At 60.6% G+C, this 21,071-nt stretch carries 22 protein-coding genes; 11 read left to right on the top strand and 11 right to left on the bottom strand.

Going from position 1 to position 21,071, the window contains the following annotated elements; all coding sequences use genetic code 11:
• Positions 1-95 precede the first annotated feature (95 nt).
• The 4 genes from K290_RS34395 to K290_RS0115435 all read right to left on the bottom strand — a co-directional run bounded on the left by K290_RS34395 (position 96) and on the right by K290_RS0115435 (position 3,553).
• On the bottom strand, positions 96-1,283 hold the full coding sequence (locus tag K290_RS34395) for a CaiB/BaiF CoA transferase family protein (RefSeq protein WP_051264108.1): 1,188 nt from the start codon (positions 1,281-1,283) through the stop codon (positions 96-98).
• A 1-nt stretch (position 1,284) separates the two neighbouring features.
• Positions 1,285-1,830, bottom strand: coding sequence for a MaoC family dehydratase (locus tag K290_RS0115425; RefSeq protein ID WP_028752752.1), 546 nt, complete (start codon positions 1,828-1,830; stop codon positions 1,285-1,287).
• Positions 1,831-1,861: 31 nt separating this feature from the next.
• A complete protein-coding gene (locus K290_RS0115430) occupies positions 1,862-2,698 on the bottom strand; it encodes an amidohydrolase family protein (RefSeq protein ID WP_028752753.1) in 837 nt (278 codons plus the stop codon).
• Between the two features lie 63 nt (positions 2,699-2,761).
• Positions 2,762-3,553 carry an IclR family transcriptional regulator gene (locus K290_RS0115435; protein ID WP_028752754.1) on the bottom strand — a complete coding sequence of 264 codons (792 nt, stop codon included), beginning with the start codon at positions 3,551-3,553 and terminating at the stop codon, positions 2,762-2,764.
• A 178-nt stretch (positions 3,554-3,731) separates the two neighbouring features.
• On the opposite strand from K290_RS0115435, the gene K290_RS0115440 reads away from it, so the two are divergent.
• The 11 genes from K290_RS0115440 (at position 3,732) to K290_RS0115490 (ending at position 14,067) form a co-directional block, all read left to right on the top strand.
• A complete protein-coding gene (locus K290_RS0115440; RefSeq protein WP_028752755.1) occupies positions 3,732-5,048 on the top strand; it encodes an ABC transporter substrate-binding protein in 1,317 nt (438 codons plus the stop codon).
• A 175-nt stretch (positions 5,049-5,223) separates the two neighbouring features.
• Complete coding sequence (locus K290_RS0115445; protein ID WP_028752756.1) at positions 5,224-6,117, top strand: carbohydrate ABC transporter permease; 894 nt, start codon at positions 5,224-5,226, stop codon at positions 6,115-6,117.
• 2 nt (positions 6,118-6,119) lie between these two features.
• Positions 6,120-6,986 (top strand): carbohydrate ABC transporter permease, encoded by an 867-nt coding sequence (locus K290_RS0115450; RefSeq protein WP_028752757.1) that lies wholly within the window; start codon positions 6,120-6,122, stop codon positions 6,984-6,986.
• Between the two features lie 5 nt (positions 6,987-6,991).
• Positions 6,992-8,089 (top strand): ABC transporter ATP-binding protein, encoded by a 1,098-nt coding sequence (locus tag K290_RS0115455; protein ID WP_028752758.1) that lies wholly within the window; start codon positions 6,992-6,994, stop codon positions 8,087-8,089.
• A 16-nt stretch (positions 8,090-8,105) separates the two neighbouring features.
• Positions 8,106-9,218 carry a mandelate racemase/muconate lactonizing enzyme family protein gene (locus tag K290_RS0115460; protein WP_028752759.1) on the top strand — a complete coding sequence of 371 codons (1,113 nt, stop codon included), beginning with the start codon at positions 8,106-8,108 and terminating at the stop codon, positions 9,216-9,218.
• A gap of 14 nt (positions 9,219-9,232) precedes the next feature.
• The gene (locus tag K290_RS0115465; RefSeq protein ID WP_028752760.1) at positions 9,233-9,562 is read left to right on the top strand and encodes an L-rhamnose mutarotase; all 330 of its coding nucleotides are present in this window, start codon (positions 9,233-9,235) and stop codon (positions 9,560-9,562) included.
• A 201-nt stretch (positions 9,563-9,763) separates the two neighbouring features.
• Entirely contained in the window at positions 9,764-10,837 is a 1,074-nt protein-coding gene (locus K290_RS0115470; protein ID WP_028752761.1) for a Gfo/Idh/MocA family protein, read from the top strand.
• Positions 10,838-10,840: 3 nt separating this feature from the next.
• Positions 10,841-11,293: a MaoC family dehydratase gene (locus K290_RS0115475; protein ID WP_028752762.1), complete on the top strand. Its 453-nt coding sequence runs from the start codon at positions 10,841-10,843 to the stop codon at positions 11,291-11,293.
• A gap of 6 nt (positions 11,294-11,299) precedes the next feature.
• On the top strand, positions 11,300-12,433 hold the full coding sequence (locus K290_RS0115480; protein WP_028752763.1) for an extracellular solute-binding protein: 1,134 nt from the start codon (positions 11,300-11,302) through the stop codon (positions 12,431-12,433).
• A 115-nt stretch (positions 12,434-12,548) separates the two neighbouring features.
• Positions 12,549-13,280: an SDR family oxidoreductase gene (locus tag K290_RS0115485; protein ID WP_028752764.1), complete on the top strand. Its 732-nt coding sequence runs from the start codon at positions 12,549-12,551 to the stop codon at positions 13,278-13,280.
• Between the two features lie 118 nt (positions 13,281-13,398).
• Positions 13,399-14,067: a DUF1345 domain-containing protein gene (locus K290_RS0115490; RefSeq protein WP_028752765.1), complete on the top strand. Its 669-nt coding sequence runs from the start codon at positions 13,399-13,401 to the stop codon at positions 14,065-14,067.
• Between the two features lie 35 nt (positions 14,068-14,102).
• On the opposite strand, the gene K290_RS36260 is transcribed toward K290_RS0115490, so the two are convergent.
• The 7 genes from K290_RS36260 to K290_RS0115525 all read right to left on the bottom strand — a co-directional run bounded on the left by K290_RS36260 (position 14,103) and on the right by K290_RS0115525 (position 21,060).
• Positions 14,103-14,276, bottom strand: coding sequence for a DUF1328 domain-containing protein (locus K290_RS36260; protein ID WP_028752766.1), 174 nt, complete (start codon positions 14,274-14,276; stop codon positions 14,103-14,105).
• 207 nt (positions 14,277-14,483) lie between these two features.
• A complete protein-coding gene (locus K290_RS0115500) occupies positions 14,484-15,911 on the bottom strand; it encodes a gamma-aminobutyraldehyde dehydrogenase (protein ID WP_028752767.1) in 1,428 nt (475 codons plus the stop codon).
• 13 nt (positions 15,912-15,924) lie between these two features.
• Positions 15,925-16,740: an ABC transporter permease gene (locus K290_RS0115505; protein WP_028752768.1), complete on the bottom strand. Its 816-nt coding sequence runs from the start codon at positions 16,738-16,740 to the stop codon at positions 15,925-15,927.
• Positions 16,730-17,695: an ABC transporter permease gene (locus K290_RS0115510; RefSeq protein WP_028752769.1), complete on the bottom strand. Its 966-nt coding sequence runs from the start codon at positions 17,693-17,695 to the stop codon at positions 16,730-16,732. The genes K290_RS0115505 and K290_RS0115510 overlap by 11 nt, the downstream gene beginning before the upstream one ends.
• Positions 17,692-18,678 carry an ABC transporter ATP-binding protein gene (locus K290_RS0115515; protein ID WP_028752770.1) on the bottom strand — a complete coding sequence of 329 codons (987 nt, stop codon included), beginning with the start codon at positions 18,676-18,678 and terminating at the stop codon, positions 17,692-17,694. Before K290_RS0115515 ends, K290_RS0115510 begins: the two co-directional genes overlap by 4 nt.
• A 166-nt stretch (positions 18,679-18,844) precedes the next feature.
• Positions 18,845-20,005, bottom strand: a complete 1,161-nt coding sequence (locus tag K290_RS0115520; protein ID WP_028752771.1) for an ABC transporter substrate-binding protein — start codon at positions 20,003-20,005, stop codon at positions 18,845-18,847.
• Between the two features lie 146 nt (positions 20,006-20,151).
• Positions 20,152-21,060: a LysR family transcriptional regulator gene (locus K290_RS0115525; RefSeq protein WP_028752772.1), complete on the bottom strand. Its 909-nt coding sequence runs from the start codon at positions 21,058-21,060 to the stop codon at positions 20,152-20,154.
• Positions 21,061-21,071: the final 11 nt, after the last annotated feature.

Genomic DNA, 21,071 nt, shown 5'->3' on the forward strand with positions numbered 1-21,071 from the left:
ACCCGCGCTCCGTTGCGGAGAGGGTGGCCTGAAGAGCCGGGTTGGGGGTCGCCTGGGAAACAATCCCTTACGGTGCATCGCCCCCTCAACCCGCGCTACGCGCGACCTTCTCCCCGCGGGGGAGAAGGGGGAATAAACTCCGCCCTGATCTTCCCCGACTGACCGCCAATCGTCGGCGCCGCCACGTCGTTCTTGCTGCGGATGCCATTGACGCGGATCGGGTTTGCCGTCGTGTGCACGGAGACGCCGTCGTCGCGGGTTACCGTCTGCAGCATGTCGAGCTGGCGGAAGGCAGCGGTTTTCAGCAGTTTCGGCCAGTCCAGCACTTCGGCGGCCCAGATATCCGCAGGTTCCAGAATGGCCAGCCATTCCTTCACCGTCTTCTGGTGCATGCGGCTGGCGATCAGGCTCTTGATCTGGTCGCGACGAGTGAAGGCTTCCTCTGGCGTAAACTCGGCGAGCGCCGGAAGCTCGAAGAGCGGCGCCAGCTTCGCCAAAGGCATCATGGCGAGCGCCAGCCAACCGTCGGCGCAATGGTAGACCCCATAAGGAGCTGCGAGATAGGCATGGGCATTGCGCACGGAGGATTTCTTCGGCAGACGGCCGCCATCGTTCAGATGGGTGGTCAGTACTTCGAACTGGAAATCGACCATCGCTTCCAGCAGGCTGGTTTCGACATGAACGCCTTGGGCGGTGACGCTGCGCCGCACGAGGCCGGCAAGAATGCCCTGGACGATGAGATTGCCGGCCAGCATGTCGGCGACCGCCAGGCCGAATGGCACGGGGCCGTCATCGGCCTCGCCGTTCAGCCACATGGCGCCGGAGCGGGCTTGGGCGAGCAGGTCCTGGCCGGGAAAATGCCGCCACTCATTGTTGGGGCCATAGCCGGTGATGCTGCCATAGATGATGCGGGGATTGATCTTCGTGACCGAGGCATAATCGAGACCCAGGCGGTCGATGACCCCGGGACGGAAATTCTGGATGATGACGTCGGCCTTTGCGATCAGCGCTCGCAGGTCCTGCAGGTCGCCTTCGTCCTTCATGTTGATCGCGAAGCTTTCCTTGCCGCGATTGATCGCATGGAACAACGTCGAGTCGCCGCCGATTTCGGTGTCGCTGAGATAAAGCCGGCGGCAGAGATCGCCGCCATCGGGACGCTCGACCTTGATCACCCGCGCGCCGAGATCCCCAAGCCGAAGGGCGGCCATCGGGCCGGCGAGGAACTGGCTCATATCGAGCACCGTGATGCCGGCAAGCAGGCCGTCATTGCTTTCTTTGGTCATTTCAGCTCTTCAATTCCGGAGCGTCTGCGGGCCGGCCGTTCTTGTAGCGTACCGTCTGGATATGCTCGCAATAGAGCACCAGCTCCCCCTCGCCCTTGAAGACCTCGTAGGAAGAGCGGATCAGGCCGAGATCCTTGTATTTCGGCTGTTTGTCGAGATTGGTTCGGATGGTGTAGATCGTGTCGCCGATAAAGGTGGGCTTGATGAAGCGCAGCTTGTCGTAGCCATAGGAAAAGGCGTTGATGCAGTTGGTGGCGACGAGGCCGAGGCCAGCGGAAAAGACGAAAGCGCCGGCGACGAGGCGCTTGCCGAAGAGACCTTCGGTCTCCGCAAAGATTTGGTCGCTGACATAGGGATGCATGTCGAGCACGAGGGCGTTGAACTGCTGGGATTCGCCTTCGGAGATCGTCCGCCGCAGCGAGCGAATCTTGTGGCCGATTTCGAAATCCTCATAGAACCAGTTTTCTGAGTTCCAGACAGGAATATCGGCATGATCCGCCGGCATGGTCTTCGGATGAGTGCTGGAAATGCCGACGGTGGCGGTCATCGCATTGGCTTTCGAGAAAATCGTAGAGCGCTCAAAGTGACCAAAGGCGCTTGGCGTTGAGCCGATAGAGGCTGTTGCGTTCGTCGGCGCTTGCTCCTTTGGTCAGTGCATGCGTCGCGCCAACCCAGGTGGAGAGACCGCCGCCCAGCGTGCAGACCGGCCAATCGCTGCCCCAGATGACGCGATCCCAGCCGAAGCTTGCTATCGAATGCTCGACGAAGGGCCGCAGCGTATCAACGGTCCAACTATCGGGATCGGCATAGGCGACGACGCCGGAAATCTTGACGATGACGTTCGGCCGCCTGGCGATCTCGCTGATTCCGGCGGTCCAGATCGCGCTAAAGCCATCGTTGACGGCAGGCACGCCGCAATGATCGAGGATGAACTGAACATCGGGATTGAGATCGGCCAGCGCGATCGCCTTGGATATCTGATGCGGCAGCACACAGAAATCGAAGGTGAGGCGGGTGCCGGCGAGCCGCTTCAGATTTTCGCGGAAAACTGCGCCCTCGGAAACATCGTCCGGTACGACATGCAGCACACGACGGAAGCCCTTGACGAAGGGATCGGCGAGCACGTGTTCGAGATAGGCGGGGAAGCCGGCATCTTCCGGCCGGCAGGCAGCAATGGCGCCGCGGATCAGGCTGCCGGGCTGTCGGCTCAGATCCTTGACGTAATCCGTTTCCCGCTCAATATCGCTTTCGGCGACATCCACTTCCATATGCAGCGTGTCGGTAATCCCCAGGCGGTGGGCTTCGCGTGCATAGTCTGCGTAGAGGCTGTCGCGATTCAGCGCGCCGGCCCCTTCCAGCCAGGGATATCCAAGTTTCGTGCGATCGACGATATGCAGGTGACTATCGAAAAGCATGGCGATCCTCCCATCATGCTGATCAATATATACTCACAGAAGAATAGTGTATTCAAATAGAAATTATATCTCGGCGTTGTCCAAGGTGCCTGCGACGGTCTCCGATATGTCCCTGGCTGCTTCGCGGACATATTGGATCACCTGCTCGTAGCTCGGCGCATTCGAATTGACCGGCTGGATATAGGGACAGGTGAGCGCGGCCAGCGCATAACCATCCAATGCCAGCACAGGCGCCGAAATGTTACGTACCCCAGTGGTCTGCAGGCTGTCCATCGTCTCGAAACCCTGCTCCTTGATCACCTGAAGGCGCCTATCAAGATCGGACGGCATCGGCACATCCTCGTCCTGTTGCCGCTGCTGCTCATTGATCATCATCTTGCGATGCTTTTCGTCGCGAAAGGCGAGCAGAACATGGCCAGAGCCGGTGTTGAACAGGTTGATCTGGGCGCCGACACGGATCGAGATGCCCCAATAGGTCGGCGAATCCTGCTGGGCAATGACTATAACGGAGCCGCGGTCGAAAATCGCCAGATGACAGGCCTGCTCGGCGCGATTGGAGAATTCGCGCATCAGCGGCGTGGCGAAGGAAACGAGGCGGCGCACCGGCGCATGATAATGCGCCAGGCCGAAAAGCTTCAGCGTCAGATAGAAGCGGTCGCCATCCTGCCGCTGCACATAGCCACGCCGTACCAGGCGATCGAGCATGCGGTAGAACTCGTTCGGGCTCTTGCCGAGCGCCTTGGCGATTTCCGCCTGTGTCAGCCCGCCGTCGATGCGCGCCAGCAATTCCAGGATATCGAGGCCTTTGTCCAGCGCCGGTGCGCGGTATCGATCGCTATCGTCTTCTACACTCATGGAGGCCTCGCTGGGGAAAGATGATTCATCATTCATATATGAATGAAAGCGATTTGCAAGCGCCTGCAATGGCAGCTTGACGGTCAGTAAATACGGTGTTTACATATAAATCATTGATCCATATTTGGATCGAGAGGACGATCGGGCGGAATGTCCGGTTCTTTAGGGAGGAAATTCAATGAGGAATTTGAAGGCCGGTCTTGCCGCCGGCGTATTGGCATTGCTCGCGAGCTCCGCGGTCTCTGCTGCCGACCTGCCCGGCAAGTTCCCGGGCGTGACGATCGACGCCAAGCTGATCGGCGGCCAGCAATATGAGCCGCTCTATGCGCGCATTTCCGAGTGGGAGAAGGAGACCGGCGCCAAGGTCAACATCCTCTCCAAGAAGAACCACTTCGAGCTCGACAAGGAAATCAAGTCGGACATGGCGTCAGGCGATATTTCCTGGTGCGTCGGCTCGAACCACTCGTCCTTTGCGCCCCAGTATCCCGACCTCTACACCGATCTCGGCAAGCTCTTGCCGAAGGAAGAGATCGCCAAGTTCGTCGATTCGACGATCGAGGCATCGACCATCGACGGCCGGCTGATCATGTTGCCGCGCGCCCAGTTCGACGTTTCGGCTCTCTACTACCAGAAGAGCCTCTACAATGATGAGGCCAAGAAGACGGCGTTCAAGACGAAGTACGGCTACGATCTGGCGCCGCCGAAGACCTGGAAGGAAGTCTCCGACCAGGCGACGTTCTTCGCCAATCCGCCGAACTTCTTCGGCACGCAGTTTCCCGGCAAGGAAGAGGCGATCAACGGCCGCTTCTATGAAATGCTGGTCGCCGAGGGCGGTGAATATCTCGACAAGGACGGCAAGCCGGCCTTCAACTCCGAAGCCGGCGTGCGCGCGCTCGATTGGTTCGTGAACATGTACAAGGCGAAGGCTGTTCCGGCCGGCACGACCAACTATCTCTGGGACGATCTCGGCGCGGGTTTTGCGTCGGGCACCGTTGCACTCGATCTCGATTGGCCGGGTTGGGCGACCTACTTCAACGATCCAAAGTCCTCGAAGATTGCCGGCAATGTCGGCGTCGTCGTGCAGCCGGTCGGCTCGTCCGGCAAGCACACCGGCTGGTCCGGCCATCATGGCTTCTCGGTGACGGAGGCCTGCAAGAGCAAGGATGCCGCAGCCTCGCTGGTCTGGTTCCTGACCAACGACGATTCGCAGAAGCTTGAGGCCGCCAACGGCACGCTGCCGACCCGCAAGGCCGTCTGGGACTGGGACATCCAGCAGGCTGCATCCGATCCCTACAAGAAGGAAGTGCTGAGCACGTTCCAGGAATCGATGAAGTATGCCTTCCCGGTTCCGCGCACGCCGCAATGGATCGAGATTTCCAACGTGGTCTATCCGGAGCTTCAGGCCGCCATCCTCGGCGACAAGACCTCCAAGGAAGCGCTCGACACGGCCGCACAGAAGGCAGCCGACGTTCTGAAGGACGCCGGCGCGCTCTGATCGTTGCAATCAAGGTCCCGCATCCGGCAGAGGGTGCGGGGCTTCAAAAATACTCATGACCTGCGCCTTTAGGGGCCGGTCTGTCCGGCCGGTGTGATGCCGGCCTCTCGGCCCCATGCAATCGCATTCCGCGCAGTTCGAGCCATCTGCTGAGGAATGCCGACAGGTGCAAACCATGTATAAGAAAATATCTCCACCGGTCCTACTGCTTCTTCCGGCGATCATCGTGCTTGTGGCGGTGGTGCTGTTTCCGTTGCTTCTGTCCTTTTACTCCAGCTTCACGCCGTTCCGCCTGACGCGGCCCGCGACGCTCTTCACCTTTATCGGCTTGCGGAACTATACCCGCATTCTCACCGATCCGGTCTTCCTGGCCGCCTTCGTGCGGACTGTCGTACTGCTGACCATCGCTCTCAATCTGGAAATGCTGCTTGGTCTCGGGCTGGCGCTGCTGGTCAACAAGGCCACTCACGGCAAGCGCATCCTGCGCACGTTGATGATGTTTCCGATGATGTTCTCGCCTGTGCTCGTCGGCTTCCAGTTCAAATTCATGTTCAACGACAATGTCGGCATCATCAACAATGCCCTGCAATCCCTGGGCGTTACCAACAATGCCATCCCCTGGCTGATCGACGGCAATCTGGCGCTGCTGTCCATCGTCATCGCCGAAGTCTGGTCGTCGACATCGGTCTTCGCCATCCTCATCCTTGCCGGCCTGCTTGCCATGCCGCAGGAGCCGGTTGAGGCCGCGAAAGTGGATGGTTGCACGAGCTGGCAGACCTTCCGGTATGTCACCTGGCCGTTCCTGATGCCCTTCGCCTTCATCGCCATGACCATCCGTTCGCTCGATGTTGCCCGCGCCTACGACATCGTCAAGATCATGACCGATGGCGGCCCGGCGCGGCGCACGGAGCTGATCTGGACGCTCGTCGGGCGCACGGCCTATGCCGACGCGCAGATGGGGCTCGCCAACGCCATGGCCTATGTCTCGATCATCCTGTCGATCGCCTTCACAGTCTATTTCTTCCGTAAGCTGGCGCTTGCCCGCACCCAGATCGGAGCGGAGTGGTAATCATGGATCGCAACGCCAAACAACACATGCGCCGTCGCATCGGGAAAGTCGCCTATCTCATCGGCCTTTTCATCGCGATGCTCATCATCTGCCTGCCGGGCTTCTGGATCATCCTCAGCTCGCTGCGCCCGACAGTCGAGATCATGGCGAAGCCGCCGGTCTGGATCCCGCAGGAGCTTTCGCTCGAAGCCTATCGCGCCATGTTCGGTGGCGCGGGGCAGGGCGGTATTCCCGTCTGGGATTACTTCCGCAATTCGCTGGTGATCTCCGTCACCTCTACCGTCATTGCGCTCACCATCGGCATGTCCGGGGGTTATGCCTTTGCCCGCTTCCGTTTCAGAGGCAAATCGGCGGTGTTCCTCGGCCTGATGCTGACGCGCTCCGTGCCCGGCGTGGCTTTGTCGCTGCCGCTGTTCATGGTCTATGCTCGGCTCGGCATCATCGACACGCATTTCGGCCTGATCATCACCTATGTCGCGTTGAACGTGCCCTTCACCATCTGGCTGATCGACGGCTTCTTTCGGCAGGTTCCGAAGGATCTCGCCGAGGCGGCGCAGATCGACGGCTGCACGCGCTGGCAGGCCTTCTGGCAGGTGGAGTTTCCGCTCGCGGGTCCCGGTATCGCATCTGCCGGCATCTTCGCTTTCCTCACCTGCTGGAACGAATATGCGCTGGCTTCGCAGCTTACGCGCTCGGTCGATTCCAAGACGCTGCCGGTCGGGCTTCTCGATTATACGGCCGAATTCACCATCGATTGGCGTGGCATGTGCGCTCTCGCGGTGGTGATGATCGTCCCGGCGCTCGCTCTCACCTTCATCATTCAGAAGCACCTGGTGTCCGGTCTGACATTCGGTGCCGTCAAAGGTTGAACCCCATGGCTCAGGTTACGCTCAAAAAACTCGTCAAGCGCTACGGCGCCCTGGAAATCGTCCACGGGATCGATCTTGATATCAGGGATAAGGAATTCATCGCCTTGGTCGGGCCTTCCGGCTGCGGCAAGTCGACGACGCTGCGTATGATCGCCGGCCTCGAGGATATCTCCGAGGGCGCCATCATGATCGGCGACATCATCGTCAACGACCTGCCGCCGCGTGATCGCAACATCTCCATGGTATTCCAGTCCTATGCCCTCTATCCGCATATGACCGTGCGCGAAAACATGGGCTTCTCGCTGAAGATCGCCAAGCAACGGCAAGAGGAGATCGACCAGCGCGTCAACGAGGCGGCTGCAATCCTTAGCCTGGAAGCGTTGATGGATCGTCGCCCCGCTCAGCTTTCCGGTGGCCAGCGCCAGCGCGTCGCCATGGGCCGTGCCATCGTCCGCCAGCCGGAGGTCTTTCTCTTCGACGAGCCGCTGTCGAACCTTGATGCGAAGCTCCGCACGCAGATGCGTACCGAGATCAAGAAGCTGCATGCCAAGGTGCAGTCGACGGTGATCTACGTCACCCACGACCAGGTGGAAGCGATGACGCTTGCCGACCGCATCGTCATCATGCGCGACGGCTATATCGAGCAGGTCGGCACGCCGGATGAAGTATTCAAGCGCCCGGCTACGCGCTTCGTCGCCGGCTTCATCGGCTCGCCGCCGATGAATATCGAGGAGGCGACAGTCTCCTCCGGCGCGCTGGTGTTCAAGAACGGCGACAAGCTGCCGTTGCCGGGGCAATTTGCAGACCGGGTCAAGGAAGGCGAAAAGGTCGCCTTCGGCCTGCGCCCGGACGATATCTTTCCGAGCGGCCATGGCCTGCATTCGGGCGCTGAGGCGGCGGTGCATGAGGTGACGTTGCCCGTCGCGATTACCGAGCCTCTCGGCAATGAAACTCTGGTCTTCGTCGAATTCGCCGGCCGCGAATGGGTGTCGCGCATGCTCAATCCGCGCGGATTGAAGAGCGGCGAACAACTGAAAATGAGCTTCGATCTCAGTCAGGCGCATCTCTTTTCGGCCGAGACGGGCAAGAGCCTGGCGGGCTGAGCGAGGGAGACAGCACATGGCCCGCATCGAGAAAATTGAACTGCGCATGGTCGACCTGCCGCCGAAGGTGAAGCGGACGGACGCGATCCAGAGCTTCGTCAGCCAGGAGACGCCGATCGTTACTATTACCGATTCCGACGGCGCTGTCGGGACCGGTTACAGCTACACGATCGGCACCGGCGGCTCCTCTGTCATGCGGCTGCTATCGGACCATCTCGTGCCGCTGCTGATCGGGGAAGATGCCGATTGCATCGAGGCGATCTGGCATAAAATGGAATTCGCGACGCATGCGACGACCATCGGCGCCATTACGGCCCTGGCGCTTGCTGCCATCGATACCGCGCTTTGGGACCTGCGCGCCAAGAAGCAGGGCCTGCCGCTCTGGAAGCTTGCCGGCGGCGCCAAGGATCGTTGCCCGCTCTATACGACCGAGGGCGGCTGGCTGCATATCGAAAAGGAAGCACTGGTCGAGGATGCCCTGCAGGCAAAGGCCAAGGGCTTCTCCGGCTCAAAGGTGAAGATCGGCAAGCCGCACGGATCGGAGGATTACGATCGGCTTTCGGCGATGCGCCTGGCGCTCGGCTCCGGCTTCGAAATCATGACGGATTGCAATCAGGGCTTCACGGTCGATGAAGTCATCCGCCGCGCCGCAAGGTTGCGGGAGCTCGATCTCGCCTGGATCGAGGAGCCGTTGCCGGCCGATGATCTCGACGGTCATATCCGGCTGACGCGCTCGACGCCGACGCCGATCGCGGTCGGCGAATCCATCTATTCGATCCGGCATTTCCGCGAATATATGCAGAAAGGCGCCTGTTCGATCGTCCAAGTGGACGTTGCCCGCATCGGCGGCATCACGCCCTGGCTGAAGGTAGCGCATGCGGCTGAAGCCTTCGACATTCCCGTGTGCCCGCATTTCCTGATGGAGCTGCATGTTAGCCTCGTCTGCGCGGTGCCGAATGGCAGATATGTCGAATATATCCCTCAGCTCGACGATCTCACCACCAACGGCATGGAGATCGTTGGCGGTAAGGCTATCGCGCCCTCCGAACCCGGCATCGGCATCGCCTGGGATTGGGAAGCGGTGAAGGCGCGCTCGATCGGCGAATTCACGAAAGAGATCCACGGCTGAAGGAGGATAGGGCCATGCAGCGGATGGGTATGGTGATCGGCCTGGAGCCGTCGAAGATCGAGGAATACAAGCGCCTGCATGCGGCCGTCTGGCCCGAGATCCTGGCACTGATTTCCGAGTGCAATATCACCAACTATTCCATCTTCCTGAAGGAGCCGGAAAATCTGCTCTTCGGCTATTGGGAATATGTCGGCAGTGATTTCGAGGCTGATATGGCCAAGATGGCCGCAAGCCCGAAAAACCAGGAATGGTGGTCCGTCTGCATACCCTGCCAGAAGCCGCTCGATACCCGCAAGGAGGGCGAATGGTGGGCCATGATGGAAGAGGTGTTTCATCATGGTTGAGATGGATGTTCTCACCTTCTCCCCATCGGGGAGAAGGACGCGCAGAGCGCGGGTTGAGGGGGCGTTGCTGGGCGAATTTCGCCTTTTGCTTGTTGCTCAATGTTGCTCCGAATATGCCGCGCCACCCCCTCATCCGACCCTTCGGGCCACCTTCTCCCCGAGGGGAGAAGGTAAGACTGCCGCAAACGCGGGAGACATCCGATGACCTTCGATCCCACATCCCTTCGCCAATGGTGGCCGAAGCCCGCTACGCCGCGCCCGATCATCATCTTCGGCGCCGGCAGCATTGTTGGCGACGCACACTTGCCGGCCTACAACAAAGCGGGCTTTCCGGTCGCCGGCCTCTATGATCCGAATGGGGAAAAGGCGACGGCCTTGGCGGATCAATGGGGTATCCATGCCTTCGCGTCCGAGGCGGAGGCGTTTGCCGTCGAGGGTGCGATCTTCGATCTGGCGACTCCGCCCGCTGCGCATGCCTCTATTCTTACCAAGTTGCCGCGTGGTTCTTTCGCGCTGATTCAGAAGCCCATGGGCAGTGATCTCGCCGCGGCGACGGAAATTCTCAGGGTATGCCGCGAGCGCGACATCAAGGCGGCTGTCAATTTCCAGCTTCGCTTCGCGCCGATGATGCTGGCGCTCTATGATGCAGTGGACAAAGGCTACCTTGGCGAGGTCGTCGATTTCGACGCTTGGCTGGCGCTCTCGACGCCCTGGGGCCTCTGGCCGTTTCTCAAGGGCCTGCCGCGCATCGAGATTGCCATGCACTCGATCCACTATCTCGACTTCATTCGCGGGCTGCTCGGCAATCCCCAGGGCGTGCATGCCAAGACCATCGGCCATCCAAGCCATCAGGTGGCACAGACACGTACGGCCGCGATCCTCGACTATGGCGACAAGGTGCGCTGTGTGCTCTCCGTCAACCACGATCATGATTTCGGCCGCAAGTTCCAGGCCTGTGAATTCCGCATGTCCGGGACCAGGGGTGCCGCCTATATCAAGCTCGGCGTCAATCTCGACTATCCGCACGGCGAGCCGGACGAGCTCTGGATTAGCCCGGCCGGCGGCAGTGATTGGGTCGAGGTGAAGCTCGAAGGCTCCTGGTTCCCGGATGCCTTCGTCAATCGCATGGCCAGTCTGCAGCGCTTCGCATCCGGTGAAGATCAGGAGCTGATCGGTTCGGTCGAGGATGCCTGGCAGACCATGGCGCTGGTCGAGGCCGCCTATCAATCGAGCGCCGCTCCCGCGACGCCGATCGCAGAACTTCCAAAGGCTTGAGGAATGGCAGAACAAACCATCTATTTCGAAGACTATGAGCTCGGTCATGTCCGCACGACGACCGGGCGGACGATCACCGAGACCGATTTCGTCGTCCATGCCGGTCATACCGGCGATTTCTTTCCGCATCATGTGGATGCGGAATTCGCCAAGACCTTGCCCGGCGGCCAGCGCATCGCTCACGGCACGATGATCTTTTCGATCGGCGTCGGGCTGACCGCATCGCTCATCAACCCCGTCGCCTTTTCCTATGGCTACGACCGGCTGCGCTTCATCCGCCCCGTCCATATCGGTGACACGATCCGTACGCGGGTGACGATATCGGCGAAAGAGGACGATCCGAAACGCCCGGCATCCGGGCGCGTTGTCGAACGCTGCGAAGTGCTGAACCAGCGCGGCGAGGTCGTACTCGCCGCCGACCACATCCTGATCGTCGAGCGCAAAACGGCAAACTGAGGGAGAATGATGGCGAAACTCAAGGGAATGACCTGGTCGCATCCGCGCGGCTACGATCCGATGGTGGCTTGCTCGGCCATCTGGAAGGAAAAGACCGGCGTCGAGGTCGTCTGGGAAAAGCGCTCGCTGCAGGATTTCGAAACCTTTCCCGTCGAAGAGCTGGCTGCAGCCTACGACCTCATCGTCATCGATCATCCGCATGTCGGCCAGATTACGCGTGAGAACTGCCTGCTGCCGCTTGACGATGCCGCGCATGCCGAGGAGCTTGCTGCAATCGCCGCCGGCACGGTCGGGCGCTCCTATCCGAGCTACAATTGGCAGGGCCGGCAGTGGGCATTCCCGATCGATGCGGCAACGCAGGTTCAGGCCTACCGGCCGGATCGGTTGAGCGGCCCGATCACCGATCTTGCCGCGATTGTATCGCTGGCGGCCAAGCGCAAGGCGATCCTGCCGATGCGGCCGCCGCATGTGCTGATGACCTTCTTCACGCTTGCGGCGCATCTCGGCACGCCCTGCAGCGTCGAAGGGCCGGAGTGTATTGCCAGGGCGGATGGGGAAGCCGTGCTCGACTGGATGGCGCGGCTCGTCGGGGGCATGGATGTCAAATGCTACGACATGGACCCGATCGCCGTCTTCGATCTGATGAGCCAGCCGGATTGTCCCTATGAGGTCGTTCCCTTCACCTATGGCTATGTCAGCTATTCCTTCGCCGGATTCCGACCAGCGCGCTTAGCCTTCGCCGACATGCCGGTGATAGGTGGCCGTGCGCCCAACGGCTCGGCGCTCGGCGGCACCGGTATTGCCGTTTCGGCCCGGACGCAAATGTCGGAGGAAGCCAAGGCTTTTGCACGTTGGATTGCCAGCGGGCCGGTGCAGGCGGGCGCCTATGCCAGCGGCAATGGCCAGCCCGGCCACGCCGAGGCCTGGGTCAGCGATGCCGTCAACGCGCCGGCACTCGATTTCTACCGCAATACGCGCGCCACGCTGGAGGGCTCCTATGTCCGGCCGCGTCACAATGGCTACATGGCTTTCCAGAGCGAAGCGTCTGATATTATTAACAATGGACTGCGCACGGCCGAGCGGCATACAGTCCTCATCGACAAGCTCAACCGGCGCTTCGCGCAATCGTTCGAAAGCTAGGGTAAGGCGGTTTTAGCTGTTTGTTTTCGCATGATCTTATCCGCAAGCAACCACGCATTTTCGCTTCGTGGCCTTTCGGTGCCGGGATCATGCCCTGGAGGAAAGGATCAGGAATATGAGTCACGGATTGGAAGGCAAAAAGGTCGTCATCACGGCGGCGGGACAGGGTATCGGCCGTGCAACGGCGGAGCGTTTCATTTCGCTCGGCGCGCATGTGTTCGCCACCGACGTCAACGAGCAGACGCTCTCGACGCTGGAAGGCGCCAGCAAGCATGTGCTGAATGTCCTCGATAGTGCCGCGGTGAAGGCTTATGCCGACGAACTCGGCCCGATCGACGTGCTCTTCAATTGCGCCGGCTTCGTGCATGCCGGCACCATCCTCGACTGCGAAGAGAAGGATTGGGATTTCTCCTTCAACCTTAATGCAAAGGCGATGTACACGACCTGCCGCACCTTCCTGCCGGGTATGCTCGAGAAGGGCAAAGGATCCATCGTCAACATGTCCTCGGTCGCCTCCAGCGTGAAGGGCGTGCCGAATCGCTTCGCCTATTGTGCCTCCAAGGCAGCCGTGATCGGCCTCACCAAAGCGATCGCCGCCGATTTCGTGGCCAAGGGTGTTCGCGCCAACGCCATTTGCCCGGGCACGGTCGACAGCCCGTCGCTGCATGAGCGCCTGCGCGCCACCGGCGATTATGAGAAGGCCATGACCGACTTCATCGCCCGTCAGCCGATGGGCCGTATTGCCGACGCCAAGGAGATCGCGGCGCTGGTGACCTATCTGGCCGGCGACGAAGCGGGCTTCACCACCGGTCAGATCCATGTCATCGACGGCGGTTGGACAGCTTGACTTAGCGTCTTTTCAGAGAACGGAGGCCTCAAATTGCGGGGCCTCTTTTCGTTTGCCAGTTTCGTCAGAGAATCTATATCTGATGGATATTTAGCGAATGGGAGAGGGCGGCATGCGCATGGACGAACAGCACCATCGTTCCGGGGCTGCCATGCTGTTGCACAAGCATCAGGTGATTCTGGTCAGCGTCGCGGCCGGCATCTTGTTCTTCCTGTTTCTAACCTCGCGTGCGTTCAATCCTGGCAACTTGCTTATCTGCTGGGATGCTACCGCCATCGTCTATATCGTCTTCAGTCTGTATCGAATGCTGACATCCGATGTGCATCGCATTCGCAAGCGTTCGGCTGATCTTGATTTTTCGGATGCAGTTCTGCTGTTCCTCTCGATCGCGGCTGCAATTGCCAGTGTCGGCGGCATCGCCCTGGACCTTCTCGGCGTCAAGGAAGCGCCGCCGCAGGTGGCGCTGTTCCGCGTGGCGATGGCGATTGTGACGATCCTGATTTCCTGGGTGTTCCTGCACATGCTTTTCACTGTCCACTATGCGCACCGCTTCTATCGCGGTCCGGGCAAGGGACAGGGATTGAAATTCGCCGAGCCGCTAGAGGAGCCGATTTATTGGGATTTCCTCTATTTCTCCTTTACCATCGGTGTCGCCGCCCAGACCGCCGATATCGGCGTATCCACTATGAGCATGCGCAAGCTGGTGCTGCTGCATGCCATCCTGTCGTTCCTGTTCAACACGACGATCCTGGCGCTTGCCATCAATGTCGGGGCGAGCCTGGTGTAGCTCGCCCTCCGAAGCATTGTTGAGGTACCGCCGGCCTAAAGCACGGCGTTGCCGGCCATTACCGCCATGATCAGGAATACTATGAAGATGATCAGGAAGATCGCGAACAGCACGCGGGCGATGGTCGCCGTTGCGGCCGAGACGCCGGAAAAGCCGAAAAAGCCGGCGATCAGGGAAATCACGAAGAATATGAGAGCCCATTTCAGCATTAGAAATCTCCTCTGCGTTGCGCCTAATGAAGACGCAGAACACAAGAAATTGTTCCGATGCCGTTTTGATCGGCGGGAGTGATGGACCTATCGTTTTAGGGGAGTCCGTCTCATCCAACAGGGAAAAATGGAGTTCGAACGTCCCGCGTCAGCCGGCGCTGCAATCGACCCAATGGACCGATTGCTTCGGTTGCACCGAACCGTTCCTCATCCATGATTGATCATGACATGCCGGACGGCAGTGTAGTCTTCGATAGCGTAGACCGACATGTCCTTCCCATAGCCGGATTGCTTCAGTCCGCCATGCGGCATTTCGTTGACCAGCATGAAGTGGGTGTTGATCCAGGTGCAGCCGTATTGCAGGCGGGCGGCGGTTTGCATGCCGCGGCTGATGTCCTTGGTCCAGACGGAGGAGGCAAGGCCGTAATCGCTATCGTTGGCCCAAGCGACGGCGTCGTCGGCGCTGGTGAAGCGGGTAACGGAGACGACGGGACCGAACACTTCGCGCCGGACGATCTCGTCGTCCTGTGTGGCGCCGGCAACCACGGTCGGGGCATAGAAGCAGCCGCGATCGCCGGAGGTCTTGCCGCCGGTGGTGATTTCCATGTGCTTGTGCTCGGCGGCCCGGGTGACGAAACTTTCGACCCGGTCACGCTGGCGCTTGGAGATCAGCGGTCCGATCTCGTTTTCGGTGTCGTCCCCCAGGTTGAACTTGATGCTGGAGACGGCTGAGGTCAGGTCGGCGACGAAATTGTCATAGACCTTGGCGTCGGCGTAGATGCGGCAGGCGGCGGTGCAGTCCTGGCCGGCATTGTAATAGCCGAAGGTCCGGATGCCGGCGACGACGGCATCGATGTCCGCGTCATCGAAGACGATGACCGGTGCCTTGCCGCCGAGTTCGAGATGCGTGCGCTTCACTGTCTTGGCGGCGGCCTGTAGCACTTTTTTGCCAGTGGCGACATCGCCGGTGATCGACACCATGCTGATTTTCGGATGGTTGATCAGCGCATTTCCGACGCTTTCGCCGCGGCCGAGGATGACGTTGACGACGCCTTCCGGCAGGATGTCCGAAAGCAGTTTCGCCATCTTCAGTGCCGTCAGCGGTGTCTGTTCGGAGGGCTTGAAGATGACGGTGTTGCCGCCGGCAATCGCCGGTGCCAGTTTCCAGGCCATCATCATCAGCGGATAGTTCCACGGCGCGATCGAGCCGACGATACCGATCGGATCGCGGCGGATCATCGAGGTGTGGCCGGGCAAGTATTCGCCGGCAACCGGCCCATGCAGGTTACGCACGGCGCCGGCGAAGAAGCGGTAGCAATCGACGATGGCCGGGATTTCGTCGTTGAGGACGGCATTGATCGGCTTGCCGCAGTTCAGCGCTTCCAGCGTTGCAAAGCCTTCGGCATCCTTCTCGATGGCATCGGCGATCTTCAGGAGATAGGTGGAGCGCTGGGCGGGTGTCGTCTGCGACCAGCTCGTGAAAGCCTTTTCGGCGGCGTCGACGGCAATGTCGATCTGGCTGAGCGAGGCTTCCGGCAGGTTGAGCACCGTCTCCCCCGTCTTCGGGTTGAGGATATGCTCTTCCGTCTCCGTACCGGCCTCAAAGCGGGAGCCGATCAGCATTTGGGTATCCATAATTATCTCCCTTTCATTTGCCGCCGCCGGCGATCTGATCGCCGTCGCGGGTAAGATAGTAGGCTGCCAGGATCGGCAGGAAGGTAACGAGCACCACGACCATGGCGACGACATTGGTGACGGGGCGCTGGCGCGGGCGGATCAGCTCTTCCAGCATCCAGATTGGCAATGTCATCTGCTGGCCGCCGGTGAAGGTGGTGACGATGACTTCGTCGAAGGAAAGCGCAAAAGCGAGCATGCCGCCGGCCAGCAGCGCCGTGCCGATATTCGGCAGGATGATATGGCGGAAGGTCTGGAAACCGTCGGCGCCGAGGTCCATCGAGGCTTCGATCAGCGAACCGGAGGTGCGGCGGAAGCGGGCGACAGCGTTGTTGTAGACCACGACGACGCAGAAGGTGGCGTGGCCGAGAACGATCGTCCAGACCGAGAACGGAATATCGAACAGACTGAAGGCCGAGCGCAGCGCTATGCCGGTGATGATGCCCGGAAGGGCGATCGGCAGGATGACCAGCAGCGAGATCGCCTCGCGACCGAAGAATCTCGTCTGGCTGACGGCGGCGGCACAGAGCGTGCCGAGCACCAAAGCGATCGCCGTTGCGACGGTCGCTACCTGCACCGACAGCGCCAGCGACGACCAGACATCCGGTCGGTTCCAGGCAATGCCGAACCATTGCAGCGTGAGGCCTGGCGGCGGCCACTGATAACTCTTCTCCTCCGTCGTGAAGGCATATACGAAGATCAGCAGGATGGGCAGATGCAGGAAAAGCAGCCCGCAGGCGGCGGCGATCTTCAAGGGCAGGGAAGCCTGCTGGCCGCGATCAGAGCGCATCGAAAGCTCCCTGTTTCTTGGCGATCCCGAGATAGACGGCCATGATGACGATCGGCACGACCGAGAAGGCGGCGGCGAGCGGCACGTTGCCGGCCGTGCCCTGTTGCGCATAGACGGCCTGGCCGATGAAGAGGCGCGACGAGCCGATGATCTGCGGAATGATGTAATCGCCGAGCGTCAGCGAGAAGGTGAAGATCGAGCCGGCGACGACGCCGGGCAGCGCCAGCGGCAGCAACACGGTGCGGAAGGTCTGGTTCGGCGTGGCGCCGAGATCGGCCGAGGCTTCGAGGAGGTTGGCAGGCACGCGCTCGAGGGCAGCCTGCGTCGGCAAGATCATATAGGGCAGCCAGATATAGACGAAGACAAGGAAGGTGCCGATATAGCTCACCGACAGCGAATTGCCGCCGACGATCGGTAGGTTAAGCACGCCGTCGAGCAACCAGCCGAGGTAGAGCTTGTCGAAAAGCCAGGTCAAAATGCCTTCCTTGGCGAGGATCAGCTTCCAGGCATAGACCTTGACCAGATAGCTCGACCAGAGCGGCAGCATGACGCCGAGATAGAACAGCGCCTTCCATTTTCCCTTGGCGTACCGCGCCGCATAATAGGCGATCGGAAAGGCGACGAAGGAGGAGGCGATAGTCACCAGCGCCGCCATGACGACCGTGCGGATGATGATGTCGAAATTGGCGGAGTTCAAAAGCTGCGCATAGGTCGCGAGGGTGAATTCGTAGTTCACCATTCCGGAGAAATCGTCGATCGAGAAGAAGCTCTGCAAGAGCAGCGCGATCAGCGAGCCGATATAGATGATGCCGAGCCAGAGCAGCGGCGGCGTGAGCATCAGGAAAAGCAGCAGTTTCGGTCGGCGCCAGAAGAGATCCGAGAGGCGGCCGAAGAAACCGCCCCGGCGTGGCAGGATCGAGGTGGCCGCGGGTGCGGCGATGGCGGCTGATATCATGCGGCGTCGTCCATGTAATGGATATCGGCAGGCAGCCAGGCGATGCGCACCGAGGCGCCGGTGTCGGGAATGGGTTGGCCGGCGGGCACTGTGATATGCATGCGCGTGCCCTGCGCTTCCACCGAAAGCCGGGTGGCGGCGCCGAGAAAGCTGGTCGCCTGCACCGTCGCCGGAACGCCGGCATCCTGCGTCAATCGTATCGCTTCCGGCCGCAGGCTCGCCCAGCGCCGTTCGCCGCCGAGCGATGACATGGTCTCAGGGGCAATCACATTGGAGGAACCGACGAAATCGGCGACGAACCGGGTCTTCGGACGCTGATAGATGTCATGCGGCGTGCCCTCTTGCACGATCCTGCCATTGTTGAAAACGGCGACGCGGTCGGCCATGGAGAGTGCTTCGCCCTGATCGTGGGTGACGAAGACGAAGGTGATGCCGAGCGCGCGCTGCAGGCTCTTCAGCTCCTCCTGCATCTGCTCGCGCAGTTTCAGGTCAAGCGCACCAAGAGGTTCGTCGAGGAGCAGCACTTTCGGCTTGTTGACGAGGGCGCGGGCGAGCGCCACGCGTTGGCGCTGGCCGCCGGAGAGCTGGCCGGGGCGGCGGTTGCCATAACCTGGCAATTTCACCAGTTCGAGAGCCTGTTCGGCCGCTTTCAGCCTTTCGGTCTTGCCGATGCCCTTGACCATCAGCCCATAGGCGACATTGTCGAGGATATTGAGATGCGGAAAGAGGGCGTAGTCCTGAAAGACCGTGTTGACGTTGCGGCGATAGGGCGGCACGCCCTCGGCGGTTTCGCCGAAGATCTCGATATGGCCGCCGGTCGGTTGCTCGAAACCAGCAATCAGCCGGAGGCAAGTGGTCTTGCCGGAGCCGGAGGGACCGAGCATGGCAAAGAATTCACCGGACGCGATCTCCAGATCGACGCGGTCAACGGCGCGGATCTGGCCGAAATGGCGCGATACCTGCTGGAAACGAACGGCAGTCATGGGATGCTCCCGGGTATGCGGAGGTGAAGGGCATATCGTTTCGTCGCGCCTCTCCGTTTGGAAGAGGCTCGACGAGGCGATGAGGGGCGTCGGATTCGGGCCCCTCATCGTCCCGATGCGATCGCACTCTTTAGGCTGTAGAGGCGGTCGCCATGATCGGCGTGAACTATCTGCCCCCAATCACGCCGATATAGTCTGAAACCCAGCGATGGTAGGGCACGCATTCGCTCTCGGTCGTGCACTTGGCGACCGGGGTTTTCCAGAACTTGATCTTGTCGAAATGGTCGTAGCCGTTGGTGGCGCAGCCGCTGTCGGTCAGAAGCTCGTCGCCCTTGCAGGCGGCCGGAACCGAGGGCACGGCGCCGAACCAGGCGGCGGCATCACCCTGGACCTTCGCCTGCAGCGGATGTTCCATCCACATATGGGCGCAGTTCGGATGCTCGCTGTCGGCATGCAGCATGGTGGTGTCGGCCCATCCGGTCGTGCCTTCGTCCGGGAAGGTCGAGCCGATCTTCTGCTTGTCCGCCTGCAGCAGGTTCACCTGGAAGGGCCAAGAGCCGGAGGCGACGACGCCTTCGTTCTTGAAGTCATCCGTCTGGATCATCGCATCGTGCCAATAGCGGCTGACGAGCTTGCGCTGGCCGCGCAGAAGGTCGAGAGCGGCCTTGTACTGATCTTCGTTGAGTTCGTAGGGGTCCTTGATGCCGAGTTCCGGCTTGTGGGCCATCAGATAGAGCGCAGCATCGGCGATATAGATCGGGCCGTCATAGGCCTGCACGCGACCCTTGTTGGACTTGCCGTCCGGCAGGGTCATTTCCTCGAAGACGACATTCCAGCTCTTGGGTGCTTGATCCTTGAAAGCGTCGGTGTTGTACATCAGCACGTTCGGTCCCCAGAGATAGGGCACGCCGTAGTGGACACCGTTGACCGTATGCCACGGGGCATTTTTCAGACGTTCATCAAGATTTTTCCAGCTCGGGATCAGATCGGTGTTGATCGGCTGGACGCGCTTGCCGGCAACGAGGCGCAGCGACGCATCGCCTGAGGCGGTCACGAGATCGAAGCCGCCTTCATTCATCAGCGCCACCATTTCGTCGGAGGTGGCCGCGGTCTTGACGCTGACCTTGCAGCCGGTGTCCTTCTCGAATTGGGTGACCCAGTCGTAGTTCTTGTCGCTCTCACCGCGCTCGATATAGCCGGACCAAGCAACGATGCTGACGGCACCTTCGCCTTTGCCGAGCGTCTTCAGCGGCTCAGCGGCAATGACCTGCGTGGCGAAACCTAAACATGCGAGCGCTGCCGTGCATGATTTCAGCAGATGCTTCATCAAACTCTCCCGGTTCTTGAGCCAGTTGGTATCGGAGCCAGTTCCTGGCGTTTTGTTCCCGGAGAAAAGGTGACGCGATTTTGCCGTATTCGCAAATTCATTTATCAGAAAGGCGATATCGGAATTTCCGATATATGCGTGCAGATTTACCGCTGACGGCCCGAACGCATGGCTTCGGCTATGCCGACGAAATCGCGGGCGGCCTGCGGCAGGCTGGAACCCTTGCGCCAGACCATGCCGACTTGCACGACCGGTAGAGAGCCCGAGACGTCGCGGCTTTCGATACGGTCGCCTTCCAGAGACCAGGGGCGGTAGACAAGGTCCGGCAGCAGCGCAACGCCGGCACCCGTGGCGACCAAGCTGCGCACCGCCTCGACGGAGCGGGTGCGGAAGGCGACATGCGGGCGGGCGCCGAGCGCTGTCAGCAGCTTGCCGGTATTCTCCTCGATCTCGTCGATGGTCAGCATGATCAGCGGTTCGCGGGTGATGTCTGCGACGCTGATGATATCGGCGGAGACCAGGGGGTGGCCCATGGGCAGCCACAGACGATAGGGCGAAGTCTCAAGGATTTCGGCTTGCAGCGCCATGCGGTCACGCAGGTTGGAAATGACCATGACGGCGACATCGAGTTCGCCGCCGACCAGCAGATGTTCGAGATAGCCGCCATTGTCCTCGATAGCGCTGACCTCGACGCCGGGGCAGGCGCGACGATAGCGCGCCAGGAGATCGGAGAGCACATAACCGGCGACGAGCGAGGTGACCCCGATGTTCAACGTGCCGCCGGCCTCATTCTGCTGGCTGGAAAAACTGGTGCGCGCGTCGGAAACGGTCGCGAGGATTTTTGTGGCGTGGCGCAGGAACTGGTGGCCGTTATGGGTGATGGCGAGGCCGCGCGGATGGCGGTCGAAAAGCTCGACGCCAAGGTCGCTTTCCAGCTCTTTCAGGGCTTCGGTGACAGAGGATTGCGAGATCGACAGGTTCTGCGCCGCGCGGGTAATGGAGCCCTGTTCCGCCACGGCGACGAAATATTGAAGCTGTCTCAAAGTGAAGGCCATACGCGGTTAGA

The organism is Rhizobium leucaenae USDA 9039, from assembly GCF_000426285.1.
Lineage (GTDB): Bacteria > Pseudomonadota > Alphaproteobacteria > Rhizobiales > Rhizobiaceae > Rhizobium > Rhizobium leucaenae.